This is a genomic window from Pseudoalteromonas sp. S408, from assembly GCF_005886645.1.
In the GTDB taxonomy this organism is placed as follows: domain Bacteria; phylum Pseudomonadota; class Gammaproteobacteria; order Enterobacterales; family Alteromonadaceae; genus Pseudoalteromonas.
The window spans coordinates 55,824-75,013 of record NZ_PNDY01000019.1 but is presented as its reverse complement, the minus strand read 5'-3'; the positions used below and the strand labels follow the sequence as shown (position 1 = coordinate 75,013).

Genomic DNA, 19,190 nt, shown 5'->3' with positions numbered 1-19,190 from the left:
GGAAGCTAATGCAATTAACTATTCACCAAATTGATGCGTTTACACACGCTTTATTTAAAGGCAATTATGCAGCTGTTATCCCACTTGAGTCGTGGTTGAATGATGACCTAATGCTAAATATAGGCGCTGAAAACAACGTATCTGAAACTGCGTTTACCTGTAAGCAAACCGATGGCCGTTTTGCTATTCGTTGGTTCTCACCGTTAATGGAAATAGACTTTTGTGGCCATGCCACTTTGGCTGCTGCATATGTTTTATGTGAAGAACATGATGTATCGCAAATCCGGTTTATAGCTGATGCAGTAGGCGAGCTTATTGTTAATAAAAACAATGATGGCAGCTTTGCTATGACATTCCCTAAGCAAGCACCAGTAGAGGTTAAAAACCCGCCACAGGCATTGTTAAATGGCTTGTCTATACAACCTGTTAAGGTACTTAAAAATCGCCAAGCTTACTTTGCAGTTTATGAATCGGCTAAACAGGTAGAGAACTTAACTACTGACTCTGCAGTATTAAAGATGTTAGGGCCACACGATGTAGTTGCAACAGCACCTAGTGATGAATACGACTTTATTTCTCGTTATTTTTGGCCAGCCAGCGGCGGTGATGAAGATTATGTTACGGGCTCTATTCATACAGGGCTTGCTCCATACTGGGCACAATTGTTAGGTAAAACACAATTAACTGCCTATCAGGCATCTAGCCGAGGTGGGCATTTACAGTGCGAGGTAGGGGAGTCAACGGTAACATTAACAGGTCATGCAGTTAGGTATTTAACCGGCCACCCCTGCCTAATCGCCTTGTAAGCCCACGTACTAAGATAATCGAATAAGTTACAGTTACGCCCTAACCCGTAGTCAGGGAGTCGTTTACGACCACTGTAGGCGCTCAAATCGACATAATCAGCGAGCCAATCCAAATTATATAAGCACGACTCCCATGTAGAGACCTGCCAATGTGGATTTAAAGGGTTCTTACAAATAAGGCCAGCGTAACCTATATCGGCACCGAGTTTTTCTCTCAGCGCACTTTCTACGGCTGCTGCGTAGCGAAGTGGCGCACTGCGGCCATCTGGCGCAGTTCGAATAGAGACTTCAAGGCCATAAATCAAATGTGCATGGCCATTTTCACGATTGGTTGCAATGATATTAGGTGCGGGTGCATCTGAATCATACCAATCTAAGGATGCATTCGGTTTGTCTACGTCAAACACTAACCAGTATTTATGCGTCGGGCCATTCGCTTGGATGTAGCGTGATTTAATCGCGTTCTGGGCACGCGCAATCGCTAAGCCATTCGCGAACTCATCGGTATGGTACGGTTTTTTGGGTAAACGCTGCTCAAAGAGTGAGAGCTGTTGGGCGTTGCTATTCAATTTCCACCGCGCTTATGGCGGTTTTGGCTTGTGAAGTATGATCCATGTGTTATCATTCTCTCTGAGATTTATCTCGAACCCTGATTATTCATATCCGCCCGCCAAGTTGGTAATGAATATCGGGGTTTTGTTTTATTAGGGCTTAGGTTACGCCAAATGACAGCACACAGCAAGACAGCCAAAAAGGCGCGTTTGGAGTCGAAATCCACCTGAACCACCAAAAAGGTCGCGATAGCCGATATCGGGCATTATGTTAAACACCTTTTCTTCGCCATATACGCGCTAAATAGCGTTTTTAATACGCCTTTATAGACCTTTCGCGCAAATCCACTAACCAAGCACATAAAACGGCTTAGAATCGCTCTCAGGCGGTTTCTGAACGGCTTTACGTGCCAAACAAGCAACGCGCGTTAGCTGTGCCCCTCAGACGTCTGTTTTTTTTGATACCCATATAGGCACGTTCAAGGGTATTTGCTCGGCCAGCCATGCTTCAACCGCTTCGCCTTCCTGTGGACTATTATTCTCTCCCTGCAGTTGCGCATAAAAATGACGCACACGCTCACTACTTAAATCCTGATTGATTGCATCACACAGCGTATCGATGTCGTGTTCTTCTGTCATGTTTAAATCTCCTAAAGTTTCACCGGTGAAACTTGTTTGAGCCACAGGCGAATTAACTATTTTGAAGTAGGCCTACTTCACCTGTCCTGCCCTTAACTTAACCATTATTTACACCATATGAAACACGATAAACTCGATATATGTACGTTATTTATATTTTATTTTAGCCGCTAAAATTAGTTATTTTTTATAATAAGTTGGGGTGTATCACATTTTGGCCTGAAAGGCCTATCCTGCCATACACCTCAACCACTGGGGTGATATGTAGCTTTTACCGACTCACGGCGATTTGTCACCTTGTCAATTAAACGCACTCACCACAAACTGAATAACCGCTAACACTAATGTTAAATCAATAACGAATTTACCCTTTAATTTAACGTTATAATCGACTTCAATTTTCATATTGGCTCCTCTCTTTTTAGCCTGGCTTATTCCTGGCCTAGATTTAGGCTATCAGAATTAATTAGCTCCAACGGGCGCAAAAAAATTAAAAATATCACTTTTTTTTGAGCCCCTGAAGAAAACGAAGAGAGTCGCACTTATCCGAAATGCAGTTAAGAGAAGATTTAAAAAGGGTTAAATCCTTTGCACGCGACTGTCGACGGCGTGCCTATTAAGTTTGGAGTGTAAAAGGGTGCATTAGCAAAACATCACTACCTCATTAGCAATAGCGTAGCTTTACAACAATAATATCGCGTTACAAGGGCTCTAGGTTACACTGTGAGATCAACCTAGAGACCTTATAATTCAAAGGTTAAATAAAATTGCACACGGAAAAGTTACACGCACAGCATGAGCTGTATTATTAAACTTGATTTACAATAATTGACTGCTAATCTTGTGAATGGATTTCACTTTCAAAATTAAGGAACTATTTAATGAAAACTTTTTTACCCATATGTATTGCGCTATCTATATTCTTATCTCACACAGTATCATCAGCAACTGTTGAAAATCATATAAAAAATAAAACTATAAATTGCTCATATGAGTGTACTGAAATTATTAAACTTAATGCTGGTTGGCATGTAGTAGCTAAAAACTCGAACGGAGATATAGAAAAAGTAATCCCTGTAGATGACATACCGATCAATGCTAAGAGAATAATAAACAACAATGGAATGATAAATACACTATCATCCGTTCCAGGTGTTGGAACAACATCAACCTCTTACGAAACTCCAACAGAAATAGTCGTTGTTTATATTACTACTTACAGAGATGCAGATGGTAACTTACTAGACGTCCAAGTAACAACGGTAAGAATACCAAAAGATACAACAACAATGCCAAAGTAGAGAACATTTGAATTTATCAATAGCCCTAACTGGGGCTATTATCTGATATGGAAGGCACAATTTACCTTTAATGGTGATTTGAGTTAAGTTTATAAAAAAGGCCACAATCAATGCGGCCTTTTTTTGTTACAACTATTTACGCTTCTAGTGCTTTTGCAATTAAGCGATCAATGTACTTTTTATGTGCTTTAGCTGCGGTATCTGCGCCCCATGACAGGCTTGTATCCGCTATTTCGGTTAGCTGATATAACGCAGCCGTTTTAGCGAGGTTATCAAACTTACTTGGTTTGCCTAAACCTGCAATGGCGATCAGTTGGTTTACATATTCAATTTGTAGGTTATGACTGATTGAGCTGGCTTCTGCGTCTTTAACAAAGATACTCGCTGTTAAATCCCCCATAAATTGATTTAAGCTATATTCGTTTCCGTATAGCGCGGTATCTGAAATACGCAGTAAAACCGCCGGATGCAATAGTTGTGCAAGCACAGACTTTTGCATTCCTAAAATCATTTTATGAGGTTTAGGGTCTTCATTTTTACCATAGTGATTAAACCCGCGGCGCTGTTGCTGCATGAAATTATAAAGCGGTTGCATGCTTTGTAATACATCAGGTGCAAACACGTATTCGGCTAAAATTTCCATGGCTTGGGTTTGTTTTTCAAGTGGCACTGGGGTGAAAGGTTTGTCGGCGTTTGCATCACCTACAACGGCGCGCTCTACATACACCCCACCAATTTGACGAGACACAATACCTGCCTGCGATCTGTATTGGCCAAATAAGCTATTGGCTGAGGTGACAAGTTGCTGGTAAGAGTCGCCTTCAACAGTGGCTTTATCTTTAAGCTCAGTAAACAGTTTATTAATAAGTGCCATACGGTCTGCACCATAGGCTGCTGGGTTTGATGATAAGTCACCAATCATAACACGGGGATCGATATGACGGCCCGGCGCACGCATGTCGTCAGCATCGTTACCAAACGCTAATGCATGCTCACTAGAGCGCGCAAGAATTTTATTCAGACGAGCTTGCTCGGCAGATGCATCAGCCAGTGCTGCACTGTACCCGTAGTTAATAGCCCAGTCATCGTAAGGACCTGGTTTAGTTTGAAAAATATCACCTTGCTGCATGCCAATTGGCGCAATATTAGCTGGTGCATAATCCATTACTGAGCCCGTTACGATACCTTGAGTTTTACTCTTATCGTGGACTTCTTTTTCATCCCACAAAATAGATGATTTCATGTTGTGGTTAAGGCCCAATGTATGGCCTACTTCATGCAGAATAAGCTGTGTTAACCCTTGGCGTATCATTTCGTTTTCTTCAATGCTGTCGCCAGCAGCTAAGCCTTTTGCAAGCATAAGGTTTTGTTGAATTTCATGACCTAATGAGCAGTTTAATTCACCAGTATGTGTATTATTGCCGTGGCTCATAGCGCCTTGAGTATAAAGGGTGTCGTAAATCCAGCGATTTTTCATAAATACAAACTCAAGCATGATGTCTGAGCCCAGTATTTCTCCTGTTAGCGGGTTTGCTAATGCAGGCCCGTAGCCACCAAAGGGAGGCTTAGGTGATGAGGTCCAACGCAGTACATTGTAATTAATGTCGCCTGCATCCCAGTCGGCATCATCAGGTTGTACTTTTACTTCTAAGGCATTTTTAAAGCCTGCTTTTTCAAAAGAGCTATTCCATGCAAGTACGGCGTCTTTTATTGTATCGCGCCACTCTATTGGTGTGGTGTTTTCTATCCACCATGTAATTGGTTTTACAGGCTCTGAAAGTGCAGCGCTTGGATCTTTCTTTTGTAAATCCCAGCGCTTAATTACATCTTCGTAAGGCGTCCAATCAGTTGACGTCATTTGATCAAACTGATTTGTGAAATAGCCAATACGCGCATCGTCTAAACGAGGCTGGTAGTTGTTTTTTGGAAGTGCTACAAATGAATGTTGAACCTTCACCGAAACACTACGCGGGTCACTTATTGCGCCAGAGCCACGAACGGTTGGACTTGCATTGGTAAATACGTAATCTACGACAACGTCTAAATTATTAGGGTAAGGACGCTGTTTAATTATGCGCGACTTTTTGCTGTCTAGTTTGCCTACTTTAAAACGTTTTTTAGCATTTTTATCTGCAGGGTTAATAGTTGGAGATACTTTATGAAGTGCTTCACTTAAAAATAACTTATTGACGTTAAATGCAATTTTACCGTCTTCTTCTTTTTCTATTTTAATACTCGCAAGCACGGCTTCACTAATGTTTGCATTGCTGGCTTTTGAAATGGCACTGTTCTCGTCAAATTTATAACGAGGTGTTTTACTTATAATATCGATACGGTCGAAGTACTTTCTAAACTCAATGAGTTTGGTTTCACGGTACGATCCACGAAAGTGTCCTGCATCAGTCACCCCATCAACAGTATGAGCAAAATAAACGAAAGGAGTATCAAGCTGTGATTCGTTAATGACCATTAAGTGCTTACCCGTTTTTTCGTCCTGATACAGGTTAAATACACCGGCAAATTCGGTTTGTCCTTTGATCATTTCACTTAATGTTTTTGGTTTTTTTTCGTCTTTTTTGTCATCGGCAAAAGCATGGCCGCTTAGGGCAATACTGAGCGCAAGAGTTAGGGTGGTTAGTTTCATAATGTCATCTTTTCGTTTGTTAATTTATTTTTACTGTACGTAATTTCAATTTGTTTCGTACAACAAATCGATGAAATAATACCTTTTTTATTTAATGTATTGATTTTAAATAGTAAAAGTTTGTAACAAAATATAATTTTATGGCTATATAATCTAATTTATAATTAAACAATTCATTATGAGAAGTATAATTAATGCACATTTGTAACAGTTGCTTACAAATGTCACGTAATTGTTTAATTAAGCTCTGTTATTATGGCGTTAATAGAAATTTGGGGTAATTAGGATATGCAAACAAATTCACTTAGATGGGTTTTTCCATTTGTTGCGCTTGCTATAGGTGTTGTTGGTTTTAAAGCAATAAACGCGCTTGCCAGTGAGCAAGAAAAAAAGGCGTTAGTTGATACGCGACCAACCGTTCAAGTTGAGCCGGTTTCGGCTAACGACCATCAGGTTATAATTAACAGCTATGGTGAAGTAAAACCGCTGGAAAATACACAACTGTCTGCACAGGTATCGGGAGAGGTACTGAGTTGGCATCCGAGCTTTGTTGCCGGTGGGGTTGTAGCGCGTGGTGAAACCTTATTTTCGATTGAAAAAGATAACTACGAAGCTGCAGTGCTCGTGGCTGAAGCTGAACTTGCTCGCGCCCAAGCGGGTTTAATTGAAGAACAAGCGCAAGCAAAAGTAGCTGAAGACGAAGCAAAACGCTTTCCAAGTAAAGCGCGTACCGATTTATTTTTACGTAAGCCTCAAGTGCTTAGTGCGCAAGCAAATGTTAAATCAGCACAAGCAGCATTAAAACGTGCGCAGCGCGATTTAGAAAACTGTGATGTTAAAGCACCTTACGATGCACTTATTGTGAGACGTAATGTAGGTGTGGGTCAATACGTGACAATGGGCTCTCAAGTTGCTGAGTTAAACAATATAGAAACGGCTGAAGTTATTATTCCTATTGCAGGCTTTGATAGTGTGTTTTTGCCTGAGCGTATTAAAGGGATTACTGCAACCGTTATTCAAAAAGGCCTTAATAGCTTTACCCGTGAAGGCGTTATTGACCGCGATTTAGGCATTGTAGATAACGCAACACGTATGAGCAGTTTAGTGGTGCGAATTGAAGACCCGTATGGCCTTAAAAATAAGCAGCCAGCAATTAAGTTTGGTAGTTACGTAAAGGTTAATTTTGCCGGTACGACATTAAATAATATCTATCGTTTACCCCAGGCGCTTGTTAACAACCAAACCGTTTGGGTCGTTGGTGAAAACCAAACCCTTGAACCAAGAAAAGTAACGGTAATACGAGAAGAAGGCGAGTACTTCTATATTAGTAGTGGCCTAAAAGCTGACGATAAGCTGGTGGTTACGTTACCAGAATACCCTCAAAAGGGAATGGAAGTTAAAATAGCAGGTGCGCAACCGGCACCTGAAAGCTCTGATGTGAGCACCTCAAATACGCAACAGCTTTAAGGTGTAATACAATGAGTGAATCAACACAAACAAAACAAACAGGGTTAATAGCTTATTTTGCTAATAACTCGGTTGCTGCAAACTTAATGATGTTGTTTATTATTGTTATGGGCTTTTTAAGCTACAAAACGATTCAGCGACAAATGTTTCCTAATATAGAAATTAACTATATTAACGTAAACGCTAATTACCCAGGTGCCTCTCCTCAGGAAATTGAAGAAAGTATTCTTATAAAAATTGAAGAATCACTTAAAGATATTACCGAAATAAAAAAAGGCGTGTATCGCGCATTTAGAAACGGCGGCTCTGCAAGTCTTGAAATTCATACAGACGCAGAGCTCACCGATGTGCTTGATAAAGTAAAATTGCGTGTTGACGGTATAGCTACTTTTCCAGCTGGGATGGAACCGGTCACCATAAGTCAGATTGAATTTAGACAAGATGTAATAGGCATGACACTGGTTGCTGACTTGCCTTTATTTGAGCTTAAGCCGATAGCAAACAATATCGAAGATGAATTGCTGCAATTATCGAATGTATCGCTTGTGGTCAATGATGTACCGCTTGATGAAATAGCGATTGAAATCGATCCAGATACATTACGCCAGTACAATTTAACAATTTCAGATGTTATGAATGCTGTGCGTCGTTACTCTGCTAACTTTTCGGCAGGTCAGTTAAAAACGGATGCGGGTGTTATTTCAGTTCGTGTTGAAAACCAGTTTTATTCAGGCGAAGAATTTAGACAAATTCCGGTAAAAATTGGCGAGTATGGTGCCAAAGTTTTGCTGCAAGATATTGCTACAATTAAAGATCAATTTACTGAAGGTGAGCGTTATTTTAAGTTTAATGGTGAAAATGCTGTTTATTTATCAGTAAAAGCAACGCAATCACAAAATATTATTCCGGTAGCTGAGTCGGTTAAAGCGTATATTGATCAAAAAAATAAAGAGCTCCCACCGGGTGTGCGTATAGAACCTTTAATGGATATGACGTACTACCTAAATGCACGCTTAGATATGATGAAATTAAACCTTCTTCAAGGTGCGATTTTAGTCGCAATTATGTTGTCGCTATTCTTACGCTTTAAGTTGGCATTGTGGGTAATGATAGGTTTACCGGTATGCTTTTTAGGCGCGATGATGGTGATGCCATTATTTGGTATTAGCATAAATATTATCTCGTTATTTGCGTTTATCATGGTGCTAGGGATTGTGGTGGATGACGCCATAGTCATCGGCGAAGCCGCATACAGCGAAGTTGAAAAAAGTGGCGGCGGTGTCGATAACGTTGTACGTGGTGCAAAGCGTGTAGCGACCCCAGCGACGTTTGGTGTACTTACTACCATTGCCGTATTTGCGCCGTTTACGCTTTCGAGCGGGCCTGAAAGTGCCTTTTTTTACGGTATTGCTGTTGTTGTAATGCTGTGTTTGGTATTTAGCTTAATTGAATCGAAACTCATACTACCTGCGCATATTGCACACACACACTTTACCCCTATAAAAAAAGGTGGCTGGCGAGATAGATTTAATACCCACTTTTTTGGTTTTGTAAATGGCCCATATAAACGGTTTGTTTCCAAGTGTGTTGAATGGCGTTGGACTGTTTTATTTAGTTTTATTGCTTTATTAGTCGTTACTTTTGCATTAATTGCTTCAAATCAGGTGCGCACTATTCCTTCACCTAAAGTTCCACATGATTTCCCACAAATTAATATTGAAATGAATGACAACGTATCCGACATTCAAACTATTAATGCTATTCGTGAAATAGAAGCGATGGTGCTTGAGGTAGACAATGAAACAGAGCGTCAAACAGGTCAAAAAATTATCCGCGACTTACTCGTGTTTAACCAAGGCCGTACTGAAGCGCAATTATTAGCCCCATTAGTTGATGAAGACTTACGCCCTTACGATGCGTTTGAATTGTCGCGCCGATGGCGTGAGGCCATGCCTACTATTGCAGGTGTTAAATCGTTAACTATCCAAGACGACGTAGGCGGCGGTGGCGGCAACGGTGGAGGAGAGTTTGGTTATCTACTATTTGGGTCTGACATTGATACATTAAACGAAGCTGGGCGCCGTTTTATTCAATTGCTTCAACAGCAAGAAGGGTTGTTTGATATAAGCTCAACCATAGACCCAGCCAGTAAAGAAGTGCAAATGAGTTTAAAACCCGTTGCATTTGACTTGGGGTTAGATCTTGCCAGTATTGCCAATCAAGTGGGAGCCAGCTTTTATGGTGGCGAAGCACAACGCGTAATTAGAAATGGTGAAGAAGTCCGTGTGATGGTTCGTTACCCTAAACTCACACGCGAAGCATTTTCATCGCTCAAACATACTGTGGTGACCACGCCAACTGGGCGCGAAGTGTTATTGGGTGATGTGGTTGAGCTAACCGAAACACCTGGTATTAGCTACATTCGCCGTGAAGGTGGGTACAGAACTGTTTATGTGTACGGCAGTATTGATGAAGAGCAAATTGAACCGGGCGAAGTGGTTAAACAGGTAAAAGATAACTTATTACCACAGCTTAAAGAAGAATACCCAAGCGTTAAATCAGAACTTGGTGGTGCCATTGAAGAGCAACAGGCGCAAGCCAATGAGCAAATGTTGTTTTTTGCAGGAGGCATGATATTAGTTTACATACTGCTCGCTGTACCGCTAAAAAGCTATTCACAACCGCTTATTGTTATGTCGGTTATTCCGTTTAGCTTAACGGGGGCTATTTGGGGGCACTATTGGTTTGACCTTGATATGAGCTTAATGTCTGGTTTTGGTCTTATTGCTGCGGCGGGTGTTGTAATTAATGACTCCTTGGTTATGACTGATTATGTAAACCAGGTGCGAAAGCAAGGGGTTAGCGTTAGAAACGCCGTAATTGAAGCCGGCTGTGCGCGTTTTAGAGCAATATTGCTCACCTCAATCACTACGTTTGCAGGTGTACTGCCTATTATGTTTGAAACGAGCCTACAGGCTAAGTTTGTAATACCTATGGCGGTTGCGCTGGGGTTTGCAGTTATGTTTGCAACCCTAATTACGCTTATTCTTGTACCTTGTTTGTACATTATATTAGGTGATATTGGGGCATTATTTAAAAACACTTACCGACGTATTTTTAAACGAGGAAGTGTAGAAGTGTCAGTTGATAGCTAATTTTTGCTAAACAATAAAAAAAGGACTGAGTGTTAACACTTAGTCCTTTTTTGTTTTTATTAATTTTTAATTAGTCTTTAAATTGCTTGTGGCAATCTTTACAACCTTTAGCCCATGCACCAAAGGCTTTACCAATAGCTGCTTTGTCACCAGATTGAGCAGCTAGAGCAAGTTTGTCTGCGTTTGCCGCAAACGCATTGGCTTTTTCAACAAATACCGTATTTTCAGACCACACAGCAGCAAGTGCCGATGTATCGCCTTTGTCTGTTCCTGCATAAAACGCTTCCCATGGCATTTTTGAAAGCGCTGCAGCATTATTAGCACGCATTTTGAATTGCTCAGCGTCAAACGGAACCTTGCCCTTAAGCATTGCGCCCATATCACCAATTTGAACTGATAGCATAGAGAATGCACTTTGACGGTATTCAATCGCGTCGCTTGGCTCTTTAAACGCAGAGTTTGCAGATACACTTAGCGCGCATGTTGTTAGTAATGCACCCGCTAGAATCTTTTTAAATTTCATATTATTGCCCCTGTTAACTATTTTTTGACTATCGCTTTGTATCTTAGCTATTGGTTTTATTCAAGCTAATACAGAAAAATTAACTAAAAGTTAATCGTTCATATCAATATCAGCAAATATCATCCCTCGTCGCATACTGCGAGTTGCTAAGAAAACTTCACCTAATAACGACATAAACGCACATATTAACAACGCCATAGCGGCCACAAAACAACTAGCGATAGTAACGCCTAAGTTTATTGATTGAATATGCGACAAAAATAATAGCATAACCACTGCGCATACAAGCAAAGCGCTCAAAACACTTAAACTAAAAGCTATGTGTATACAGCGGGATCGCTTTAATAGAGCGCGAAGTTCTGTTGCGAGTGATTTATTAAAATCTTCATCGGTGCTTACTTTTAACTTGCGCTCTAATTGCCTCGCACGGTCCGTAATACGAGCCAAGCGGTTTGATAAAACGCCAAGGGTTGCAGCAATACCCGTTATTAAAAACACGGGTGCAACGGCTGTTTGTATTACTTTAGCCATAGTTAAAATGTTGATTACATCATTATTCATAAAGTACCTAGTGATAATGTAGTTTTTGTTTACAAACATTCACAAAGGTGAAATGTATTTTTGTGTATATATATCAGTGGCTTGGTGTTTTTTTGTTTGTATTCTTTGTATGCTTTATGCTTATTTGTAACCAAAGTGTTGCTTGGTGGGTAATGAACGTTTTATATTCGTTCATACATTGTAATTTGCTTTATTAATGTGACTACAATAATACATAAAATATCCTAGGGGAACTCATGAGTAACAATATAATAAAAAAGACAGCGATAGCGACGGCTGTTTCTAGCGCATTTGTGGCAACACTTGCAAGTGCCGCTGAATTACCAAAAGCAAATGTTAACTACAAAAAAGTAGAGCAAGTGGTTGAAGTTGCAGCAGACAAAAAAGAGCCTTCAGCTCATATGATTGTTCTTAAAGCAGCAACATCTGTGGATGCAGTAACCGCTGGAACTTATCAGGCTTCAAGTAGTCGTGAAATAACAGCTCAGGTTGAGCAGCTTCAAGACATAATGACTGAAGAGTTGAGCAACTTAGATTTTGATGCAAAAGTAATTGGCAAAACAAAAATTCTTGCTCCAACGTTAATAGTTCAAGCAACACCTGAAGCTTTAAAGCAGATTGCAAAAGATGATCGCGTTGCAAAAGTATTACCAATGTTTGACCGTGAACTTCACGTTGCAGCAAGCTCTGATTATATCAACGCTAAACCATTAATTACTGATGGTATTGTAAGCGGTAAAGGCCAGCGCGTTGCAGTACTAGATACAGGTATTGACTATACTCACGCAGCATTTGGCGGTGCAGGTACTGTTGAAGCATACCTAGCAGCACAAGAAGATCCTACAACGGTTACATGGCCACAAGGCATTGTACAAGGTGGTTATGACTTCATTCGTGATGATGCAGATCCAATTGAAAATGACGCTGCAAATTCACCGTCAACAGGTGATCCAACAAATCACGGTACATCATCTGCAAACTCTGTAAACGGTATTGCACCAGAGGTTGAGCTATACGCATATTCTGTATGTGGTGGTGGTTGTCCAAGTGCAGCACAAGCAGCTGCATTAGAGGCTGCAATGGATCCTAACGGTGATGGGGATATTTCAGATCGTGTTGACGTAATGAACATGTCTCTTGGTGGTGAATTTGGTGACACTTACACTGGTGGTGGTACACAATACCTAGTACAACGTGCTGTTGAATTGGGTGTTAACATGGTAATTTCTGCAGGTAACGATGGTGACAACCCATTCCGTGTTGGTGGTCCAAGTACAACCCCTAACGCCCTGTCTGTTGGTGCAATGACACACCCAACAACAGAAGTTGGTATTGCAAGTGGAACAGTTGCAGGCGTTGAAGGCGATATTCAAGCGTCAGGTTTTGGCCCACAAGAAGGCTTTACCCTATCAGGTGCTGATATTGATTTAGTATACCCTACAGCAAATCAAAACGGCTGTGATGCTTTTGCAGAAGATGTTGACTTTACAGGCAAAGCGGTACTTATAGACCGTGGTGCCTGTGCATTCACACAAAAAGTACTAAACGCACAAGCTAAAGGTGCTGAGTTTGTATTTATTGCAAATAACATTGACGACGGCACACCAGCCCCAATGGGTGGTTTTGATGCTGCCGTAACTATTAAAAACGTTGGGATTAATTTTGCAGCGGGTGCTGCACTAAAAGCACAGCTAGAAGCTGGCGGCCCTGCAACATTTGATATTAGTGTTGAGATTAAAACAACAGCGGGTGCTGTGGCAACATTCTCATCACGCGGCCCTTCAATGGATGGTTTACTTAAACCAGAAATTACAGCGCCAGGTACAAGTATTGACGTAGCAGCAGCAGGAACTCAAACTGGCACTAACCCTGTGTCGGGTACCTCGTTCTCAGGTCCAATTACAGCCGGTGCGGTTGCTATGATCCGTGAAGCTCACCCAAATCGTAATGCGTTTGAAATTAAAGCAACGATTATGAACGCGGCAAACCTTGAAGTAACTAACGAACCTCTTGCTATCAATCCTGATTCAGAGCTTGCGCCTATTAGTATGATAGGTGCTGGTTTAGTAGATGTGACTAAAGCTGTTAACTTACCTGTTGCAGCATGGGTACACAATGCCGAGTTTGATACAAAACAAGCTGCGCTTTCTTATGGTTTAGTGAGCCTTGCAGAAGCCGGTTCTATTACTAAAACAGTCACTGTGAAAAACTTCTCTGCTGAAGCGAAAACATACAACCTTCGTACTGAAGCACGTTACCAAAGCGACGTAGAAACTGAAGCTGTTAGCTGGGATTTCCCAGAGTCAGTAACAATCCCTGCTGGGCAAGCTGTAAACTTTGACATCACAATGATGGTTGACCCAAGTAAACTACCTGCATGGGAATTAGAGAATCCATTTAGTGCTGATGATATTGCTGCTCGTAGTGCTGCACTAACATCGATTGAGTTTGATGGTGCGTTAGTATTTGATGATGCGTCAACAGATACAACCCACGATTTACATGTTGTGTATCATGCAATGCCAAAAGCAGCAACAGAGATAAGTTATACTGCCGAGCTGATTGACAATAAAGTATCATTAGTACTTGAAAATACTGGCCAGACTGAAATCACTCCTCAGGCTGAAAGCATTATTGCAGTAGGTACAGAGAAAACAATGGAAGAGGCAGAGTATAACATTCTGTCGAGCACATTCTCTGCATTTGGTGCAGACTTCTGTGATTCAGGTATTTACATCACTTCATCAATTCAATTACGTGACCCGCTAACGCATACATTCCAAGCAGGTTACAGAGTTGAAATCGATACAGATAATGATGGTGTTGCTGATCAGTTCTTACAAAACCTAAATGACCGTGGTCGCTCAACTGCGTCACCAGGTCGTAGCCGTACATTGATCGGTACTACTGACGGCGCTGGCAACGATGGTTGGGCGTGGGGTACACCACTTCTTCATTCAGCAGGTGAAGATACAATCACATTTACTGGTTGTTCTGAGCTAATGAACATCGATGGGTCGTTACTTGGTCAGCCAATGAACTTCAGAGTATCAGTGGGTTACCCAAGCTACCAATCAGGTGTGTTCTCTGAGACAGACAGTGTAACTGGTTCAGTTGTATTTGGTGTTCAACCAGAAGTTCAAATGACTTCGCTTGAAACTGGCGAAGCTGTTGCATCACTTCTACCTGGTGAAAAAGCAATGGTATCTGCAAGTGGTCCATTTGTTTTATCTCAAGGTGCTGGCACTAACATCATTAAAGCAATGACAAGTGAAGAGCTTACATTACCAGCTATTGAGGCGCCTATCTTAGTGGGTGGTGAATTCTCAGTTTCTGAAGATGCAGCCGATGGTACAGTAGTTGGCGCGCTTACAATTGAAGAAGCTGAGTTTGATTTAGCGGTTTCTGAGTACTACGTTCAATCAAACACCAATATAGGTTTAGGTGTTGATGAGCAAGGCCAAATTGTTGTTGCTGACACCAATATGTTAGCAGGTGATACCACTGCTGAAATGGAAGTTGTTGCGATTGATATTCGAGGCAATGTTTCTGAGCCTGTAACTGTAACTGTTAATGTAACTGCAGTAGTACCTCCGGCCGTTGTTACTCCAGAGCCAGAGAAGAAAAGTTCTTCAGGTTCATTAGCTTGGTTAACTCTTTTAGTTGCACCGTTCGCATTTATGCGTCGTCGCAAGCAAAAGTAAGCTTAAAAACGCTTAAGTACTAAATAAAGGGAGCTTCGGCTCCCTTTTTACATAGCTTCACAAACTAGATCACAAAAGGTATTAATTTTAGGTATATTTAGGTAACAAAAATAATAAGGATTTTGCCTGATGACACGTACTCCCTTTGCACTTGCTGCACTCTCGCTTGCTATTCTAAGTGGTTGTAATAAAGCCCCCGAAGAAACTCATAAAAACACGGTTCAAGTTGAGTCAGCTCAAGTAGTAACCGCGGTTGCACCTATTGCTAAAAAAGTACCCCATGAAATGACCATTCATGGTGATACACGTATTGATAATTACTACTGGCTTAGAGATGACGAACGAAAAGCACCTGAAATCATTAGCTACTTAGAAGCAGAAAATGCCTACTCTGAGGCTATGCTCGCCCATACTAAAACACTGCAAAGTAGTTTATTTGAAGAGCTTAAAGGGCGAATTCAAAAAGATGATGACTCAGTTCCAGTAAAGGACGGAGAGTACTATTACTCGTCGCAAACTCGCGGCGATAACGAGTATGCTACTTATTTACGCAGTAGTGATTTTGCAGGCACCGATCAGGAAGTTATTTTAGACGTAAATGAACTAGCTAAAGGCCATGACTATTTTGCGGTTAGCGGCCTAAATGTAAGCCCAAATGACAACTTAATGGCATATGGTGAAGATACGGTGAGTCGCCGTGTTTACAACATAAAAATTAAAGATTTAAGCACTGGTAAATTATTAGAAGACACGCTTGAAGGCACCAGTGGTTATGTTGTGTGGGCGAACGACAATAAAACGGTGTATTACATCAAAAAAGACGCGCAAACCTTACTCGGTTACCAAGTTTATCGCCATACGCTTGGTACACCACAAAGCGATGATGAGCTTGTTTACGAAGAAACAGACACAAGCTATTACACCGGTATGAGCAAGAGCAAAGACGGCTCAGAAATTTATATTTGGCATAGCAGTACCGATGCATCGGGTTTGTCAGTGCTGAGTGCAAATGATGTAGACGCTAAGCCTAAGCGTTTAATTGAGCGTGAAGCCAACCTTGAATACAGCATTTCAAAATTAGGCAATACTTATTACATTGTGACTAATTTAAATGCGGTTAACTTTCAGCTTATGAAAGTTGATATTGATAAAGCCGGTGATAAAGCAAATTGGCAAAGTGTGATCCCTGCTCGCGAGGATATTAAACTCGAAGACGTTGAGTTATTTGATGACTACTTGGTATATCAACAACGTGAAATGGGCCAATCAACACTGATTGCGCGTAATTTAACATCAGGCAAAGAGTTACCACTAAGCTTTAACGACAGTGCGTACACCATTAATACGTACGGTAATAACGAATTGAACAGTGATATGCTGCGTGTGTATTACACCAGTATGACGACGCCGGGTTCATCTTATGATGTTAATTTAGCCACTGGCGAAAAAACATTATTGAAGCAACAAACCGTATTAGGTGACTTTAACGCAGATAACTACGCGTCTGAGCGTATTTTTGTTACAGCACGCGATGGCGTAAAAGTACCGGTGAGTTTAGTGTATCGAAAAGAGCTATTTAAAAAAGATGGTACTAACCCATTATTGCAATACGGCTATGGTTCGTATGGTGCAACCATGGATCCGAGCTTTTCTTCTGCACGACTAACGTTACTTGACCGTGGTTTTGTATTTGCAATTGCTCACGTACGAGGCTCGCAAATGTTAGGGCGTCCTTGGTACGAAGCGGGTAAGCTACTTACCAAAAAGAACACGTTTAACGACTTTGTAGATGTAACTAAGTCATTAGTTGAGCAAAAGTATGGTGCAAAAGACAGCATATTTGCACAAGGCGGCAGTGCGGGTGGACTATTAATGGGGGCAGTGGCTAACCAAGCGCCTGAGCTTTATAAAGGCATGGTTGCACAGGTTGCGTTTGTTGATGTGGTGACCACTATGCTGGATGAAACTATTCCGCTTACAACGAACGAGTATGGCGAGTGGGGTAACCCTAACGAAAAAGAATATTACGATTATATGTTGTCTTATTCACCGTACGATCAAGTCAGTAAGCAAGACTACCCTAATATGTTAGTAACTACAGGCTTACACGATTCACAGGTTCAATATTTTGAGCCAGCAAAATGGGTTGCGAAGCTGCGTGACTATAAAACAGATGATAATAAGCTACTATTTAAAATAGACATGGAAGCCGGGCACGGCGGTGCTTCTGGCCGTTTTAAACGCTTAGAAGATGCTGCGTTAAATTATGCATTTATGCTTGATTTAGCCGGTATAAAAAAATAGCCACACCCAAATTCAACTAAGTAATGAGCCAAGGCGTAACGTTAAGTTACGCCTTTTTTTGTGGCAAATTAAAGCTAAACATAGTGCCTTTACCTATTTCACTTTGAACGTTTATTTCACTGTCCATGAGCTTTAATAGCCCGCGGCAAATAGCAAGCCCTAACCCACCTTGTTGGCGGTCCGCTGTATTAGAATTACTAGCTTGGTAGTGGGGATCAAAGATAGCTTGTAACTCCTCGTGTTTAATACCCACGCCGGTGTCCGAAACCTGCACAAATAATTGATTATGGTCACCGCGTTTTACACGTACATCAATACTACCATCACGCGGGGTATGCCTAATGGCGTTATCGATTAAGTTACTTAAAACACGCTCAAGCTTGGCTATGTCGGCAATGACAGGAAAGTCACAAATTTCTGGCTCAACCGATAAATTAATGCCTTTTTTCTCTACGGCCAAACTAAACTTAGCAATACAATCGTAAATGAGCTCTCCTAGGTTAAATGTTTCTTTGTTGATACTTATTTCGCCATTTTCTAGGTGTGCGAGTTCAAAAATTTGCTCTATTAGTTGCTTGAGTTGGCCACAGTTATTCAATGATACTAGCAAGTACTCTTGCTGCTCTTGCGCACTTAATTTGTCACCTGATTGATTTAATACCTCTAAAAAACCTTGTAACGAAGCCAGTGGCGTACGTAAGTCGTGAGATAAGTGAGTAAGTAGCTCTTTGCGTTGTTTATCGCCTTGTTCTAGTGCTTTAAATTGCTCGTTTATACGTGTGAGCATTGCTTGAATAGTTCGGCTTAAGCTGTGGACTTCATTACTTTTTTGAGTTGAATAGATACTCAGCTTTGTATCGGTTAGGCTATAATTAGCAGCCTCAATATTGCTCACATCTTTTGCAAGACGTTGAATAGGATTTGTAAAAAATCGCAGTAAAATAAGCATCGCAATAAATAAAAAAACGAGCGCTGAGCCTAGCCATATGGCAGCCACGAATAACGAGTCGTTACTTTTTATATTATTGAGTGAGGTGTCGTATGCCTCACCACCAATAATTACGTATAAATACCCTTGCAATGTGTTGTTATTAAAAACAGGCGCCACAGAAAATATTTTTTGTTGATCAGGGTTTCTTGGGTTGTCGCCATAAACCGGTGTAGCACTTGGGTTGGCTATAAGGTGCTTTAAAGGCGTTAAATTAATATGTGTACGCTTCACTTTTCCGGGCTCTGCGGAGTAAGTTAATATTTTTCCGTTTTCGTCTACAAAGTAAAATTCAAAGGCGGGGCCGAGTAACATTAAAGTATGAAATAGGTTTTCAAGGGCTTCGTAATCGTATACACCCTCTTTTATCAATGGATTGTCTTGTACTAAATGCTCAGCCAGCGCTAAATGTAAATTTTGTTCGCCATGATGTTTAGAGTTGAGTTCTAGCTGTTTACTCCAGCTATAAACCAGCGCGCAAATAAAACAAAAAATAACGGCTAACGACACTGCTAATTTTTGGTACAAAGAGAGTTTCATAATAAAA

At 41.0% G+C, this 19,190-nt stretch carries 12 protein-coding genes; 6 read left to right on the top strand and 6 right to left on the bottom strand.

The genetic code is table 11. The annotated features are described in order from the left end of the window. Nucleotides 1-8 precede the first annotated feature (8 nt). Entirely contained in the window at nucleotides 9-806 is a 798-nt protein-coding gene (locus tag CWB62_RS14565) for a PhzF family phenazine biosynthesis protein (RefSeq protein WP_058403691.1), read from the top strand. Here the strand turns inward: CWB62_RS14565 and CWB62_RS14560 are convergent. Together CWB62_RS14560 and CWB62_RS14555 are read right to left on the bottom strand one after the other, a co-directional pair. Beyond that, on the bottom strand, nucleotides 758-1,375 hold the full coding sequence (locus CWB62_RS14560) for a replication initiation protein (RefSeq protein ID WP_201020855.1): 618 nt from the start codon (nucleotides 1,373-1,375) through the stop codon (nucleotides 758-760). The genes CWB62_RS14565 and CWB62_RS14560 overlap by 49 nt on opposite strands. Before the next feature lie 423 nt (nucleotides 1,376-1,798). After that, on the bottom strand, nucleotides 1,799-1,996 hold the full coding sequence (locus CWB62_RS14555; RefSeq protein ID WP_058403692.1) for a hypothetical protein: 198 nt from the start codon (nucleotides 1,994-1,996) through the stop codon (nucleotides 1,799-1,801). Nucleotides 1,997-2,877: 881 nt separating this feature from the next. Here CWB62_RS14555 and CWB62_RS14550 point away from each other — a divergent pair. Beyond that, the gene (locus CWB62_RS14550; RefSeq protein WP_058403693.1) at nucleotides 2,878-3,297 is read left to right on the top strand and encodes a hypothetical protein; all 420 of its coding nucleotides are present in this window, start codon (nucleotides 2,878-2,880) and stop codon (nucleotides 3,295-3,297) included. Between the two features lie 136 nt (nucleotides 3,298-3,433). Here the strand turns inward: CWB62_RS14550 and CWB62_RS14545 are convergent, their stop codons facing one another. Beyond that, nucleotides 3,434-5,941 (bottom strand): zinc-dependent metalloprotease, encoded by a 2,508-nt coding sequence (locus tag CWB62_RS14545; RefSeq protein ID WP_058403694.1) that lies wholly within the window; start codon nucleotides 5,939-5,941, stop codon nucleotides 3,434-3,436. Between the two features lie 288 nt (nucleotides 5,942-6,229). On the opposite strand from CWB62_RS14545, the gene CWB62_RS14540 reads away from it, so the two are divergent. Together CWB62_RS14540 and CWB62_RS14535 are read left to right on the top strand one after the other, a co-directional pair. Further along, on the top strand, nucleotides 6,230-7,408 hold the full coding sequence (locus CWB62_RS14540) for an efflux RND transporter periplasmic adaptor subunit (protein WP_138528130.1): 1,179 nt from the start codon (nucleotides 6,230-6,232) through the stop codon (nucleotides 7,406-7,408). Between the two features lie 11 nt (nucleotides 7,409-7,419). Next, nucleotides 7,420-10,563, top strand: a complete 3,144-nt coding sequence (locus tag CWB62_RS14535; RefSeq protein ID WP_058403696.1) for an efflux RND transporter permease subunit — start codon at nucleotides 7,420-7,422, stop codon at nucleotides 10,561-10,563. A 70-nt stretch (nucleotides 10,564-10,633) separates the two neighbouring features. Here the strand turns inward: CWB62_RS14535 and CWB62_RS14530 are convergent, their stop codons facing one another. Both CWB62_RS14530 and CWB62_RS14525 read right to left on the bottom strand, forming a co-directional pair. Further along, entirely contained in the window at nucleotides 10,634-11,086 is a 453-nt protein-coding gene (locus tag CWB62_RS14530) for a c-type cytochrome (protein ID WP_058403697.1), read from the bottom strand. Nucleotides 11,087-11,176: 90 nt separating this feature from the next. Continuing rightward, nucleotides 11,177-11,647 carry a DUF2721 domain-containing protein gene (locus tag CWB62_RS14525; protein WP_006792500.1) on the bottom strand — a complete coding sequence of 157 codons (471 nt, stop codon included), beginning with the start codon at nucleotides 11,645-11,647 and terminating at the stop codon, nucleotides 11,177-11,179. Between the two features lie 236 nt (nucleotides 11,648-11,883). Here CWB62_RS14525 and CWB62_RS14520 point away from each other — a divergent pair, with 236 nt between their 5' ends. Further along, on the top strand, nucleotides 11,884-15,351 hold the full coding sequence (locus tag CWB62_RS14520) for a S8 family serine peptidase (protein WP_058403698.1): 3,468 nt from the start codon (nucleotides 11,884-11,886) through the stop codon (nucleotides 15,349-15,351). 129 nt (nucleotides 15,352-15,480) lie between these two features. Then, nucleotides 15,481-17,655, top strand: a complete 2,175-nt coding sequence (locus tag CWB62_RS14515) for a S9 family peptidase (protein ID WP_138528128.1) — start codon at nucleotides 15,481-15,483, stop codon at nucleotides 17,653-17,655. 46 nt (nucleotides 17,656-17,701) lie between these two features. On the opposite strand, the gene CWB62_RS14510 is transcribed toward CWB62_RS14515, so the two are convergent. After that, on the bottom strand, nucleotides 17,702-19,183 hold the full coding sequence (locus CWB62_RS14510) for a sensor histidine kinase (protein WP_138528126.1): 1,482 nt from the start codon (nucleotides 19,181-19,183) through the stop codon (nucleotides 17,702-17,704). Between the last annotated feature and the right edge of the window lie 7 nt (nucleotides 19,184-19,190).

Coding starts and splice junctions, on each gene's coding strand:
- CWB62_RS14565 (WP_058403691.1), top strand. CDS start 9: ATGCAATTAACTATTCACCAAATTGATGCGTTTACACACGCTTTATTT.
- CWB62_RS14555 (WP_058403692.1), bottom strand. CDS start 1,996: ATGACAGAAGAACACGACATCGATACGCTGTGTGATGCAATCAATCAG.
- CWB62_RS14550 (WP_058403693.1), top strand. CDS start 2,878: ATGAAAACTTTTTTACCCATATGTATTGCGCTATCTATATTCTTATCT.
- CWB62_RS14545 (WP_058403694.1), bottom strand. CDS start 5,941: ATGAAACTAACCACCCTAACTCTTGCGCTCAGTATTGCCCTAAGCGGC.
- CWB62_RS14540 (WP_138528130.1), top strand. CDS start 6,230: ATGCAAACAAATTCACTTAGATGGGTTTTTCCATTTGTTGCGCTTGCT.
- CWB62_RS14535 (WP_058403696.1), top strand. CDS start 7,420: ATGAGTGAATCAACACAAACAAAACAAACAGGGTTAATAGCTTATTTT.
- CWB62_RS14530 (WP_058403697.1), bottom strand. CDS start 11,086: ATGAAATTTAAAAAGATTCTAGCGGGTGCATTACTAACAACATGCGCG.
- CWB62_RS14525 (WP_006792500.1), bottom strand. CDS start 11,647: ATGAATAATGATGTAATCAACATTTTAACTATGGCTAAAGTAATACAA.
- CWB62_RS14520 (WP_058403698.1), top strand. CDS start 11,884: ATGAGTAACAATATAATAAAAAAGACAGCGATAGCGACGGCTGTTTCT.
- CWB62_RS14515 (WP_138528128.1), top strand. CDS start 15,481: ATGACACGTACTCCCTTTGCACTTGCTGCACTCTCGCTTGCTATTCTA.
- CWB62_RS14510 (WP_138528126.1), bottom strand. CDS start 19,183: ATGAAACTCTCTTTGTACCAAAAATTAGCAGTGTCGTTAGCCGTTATT.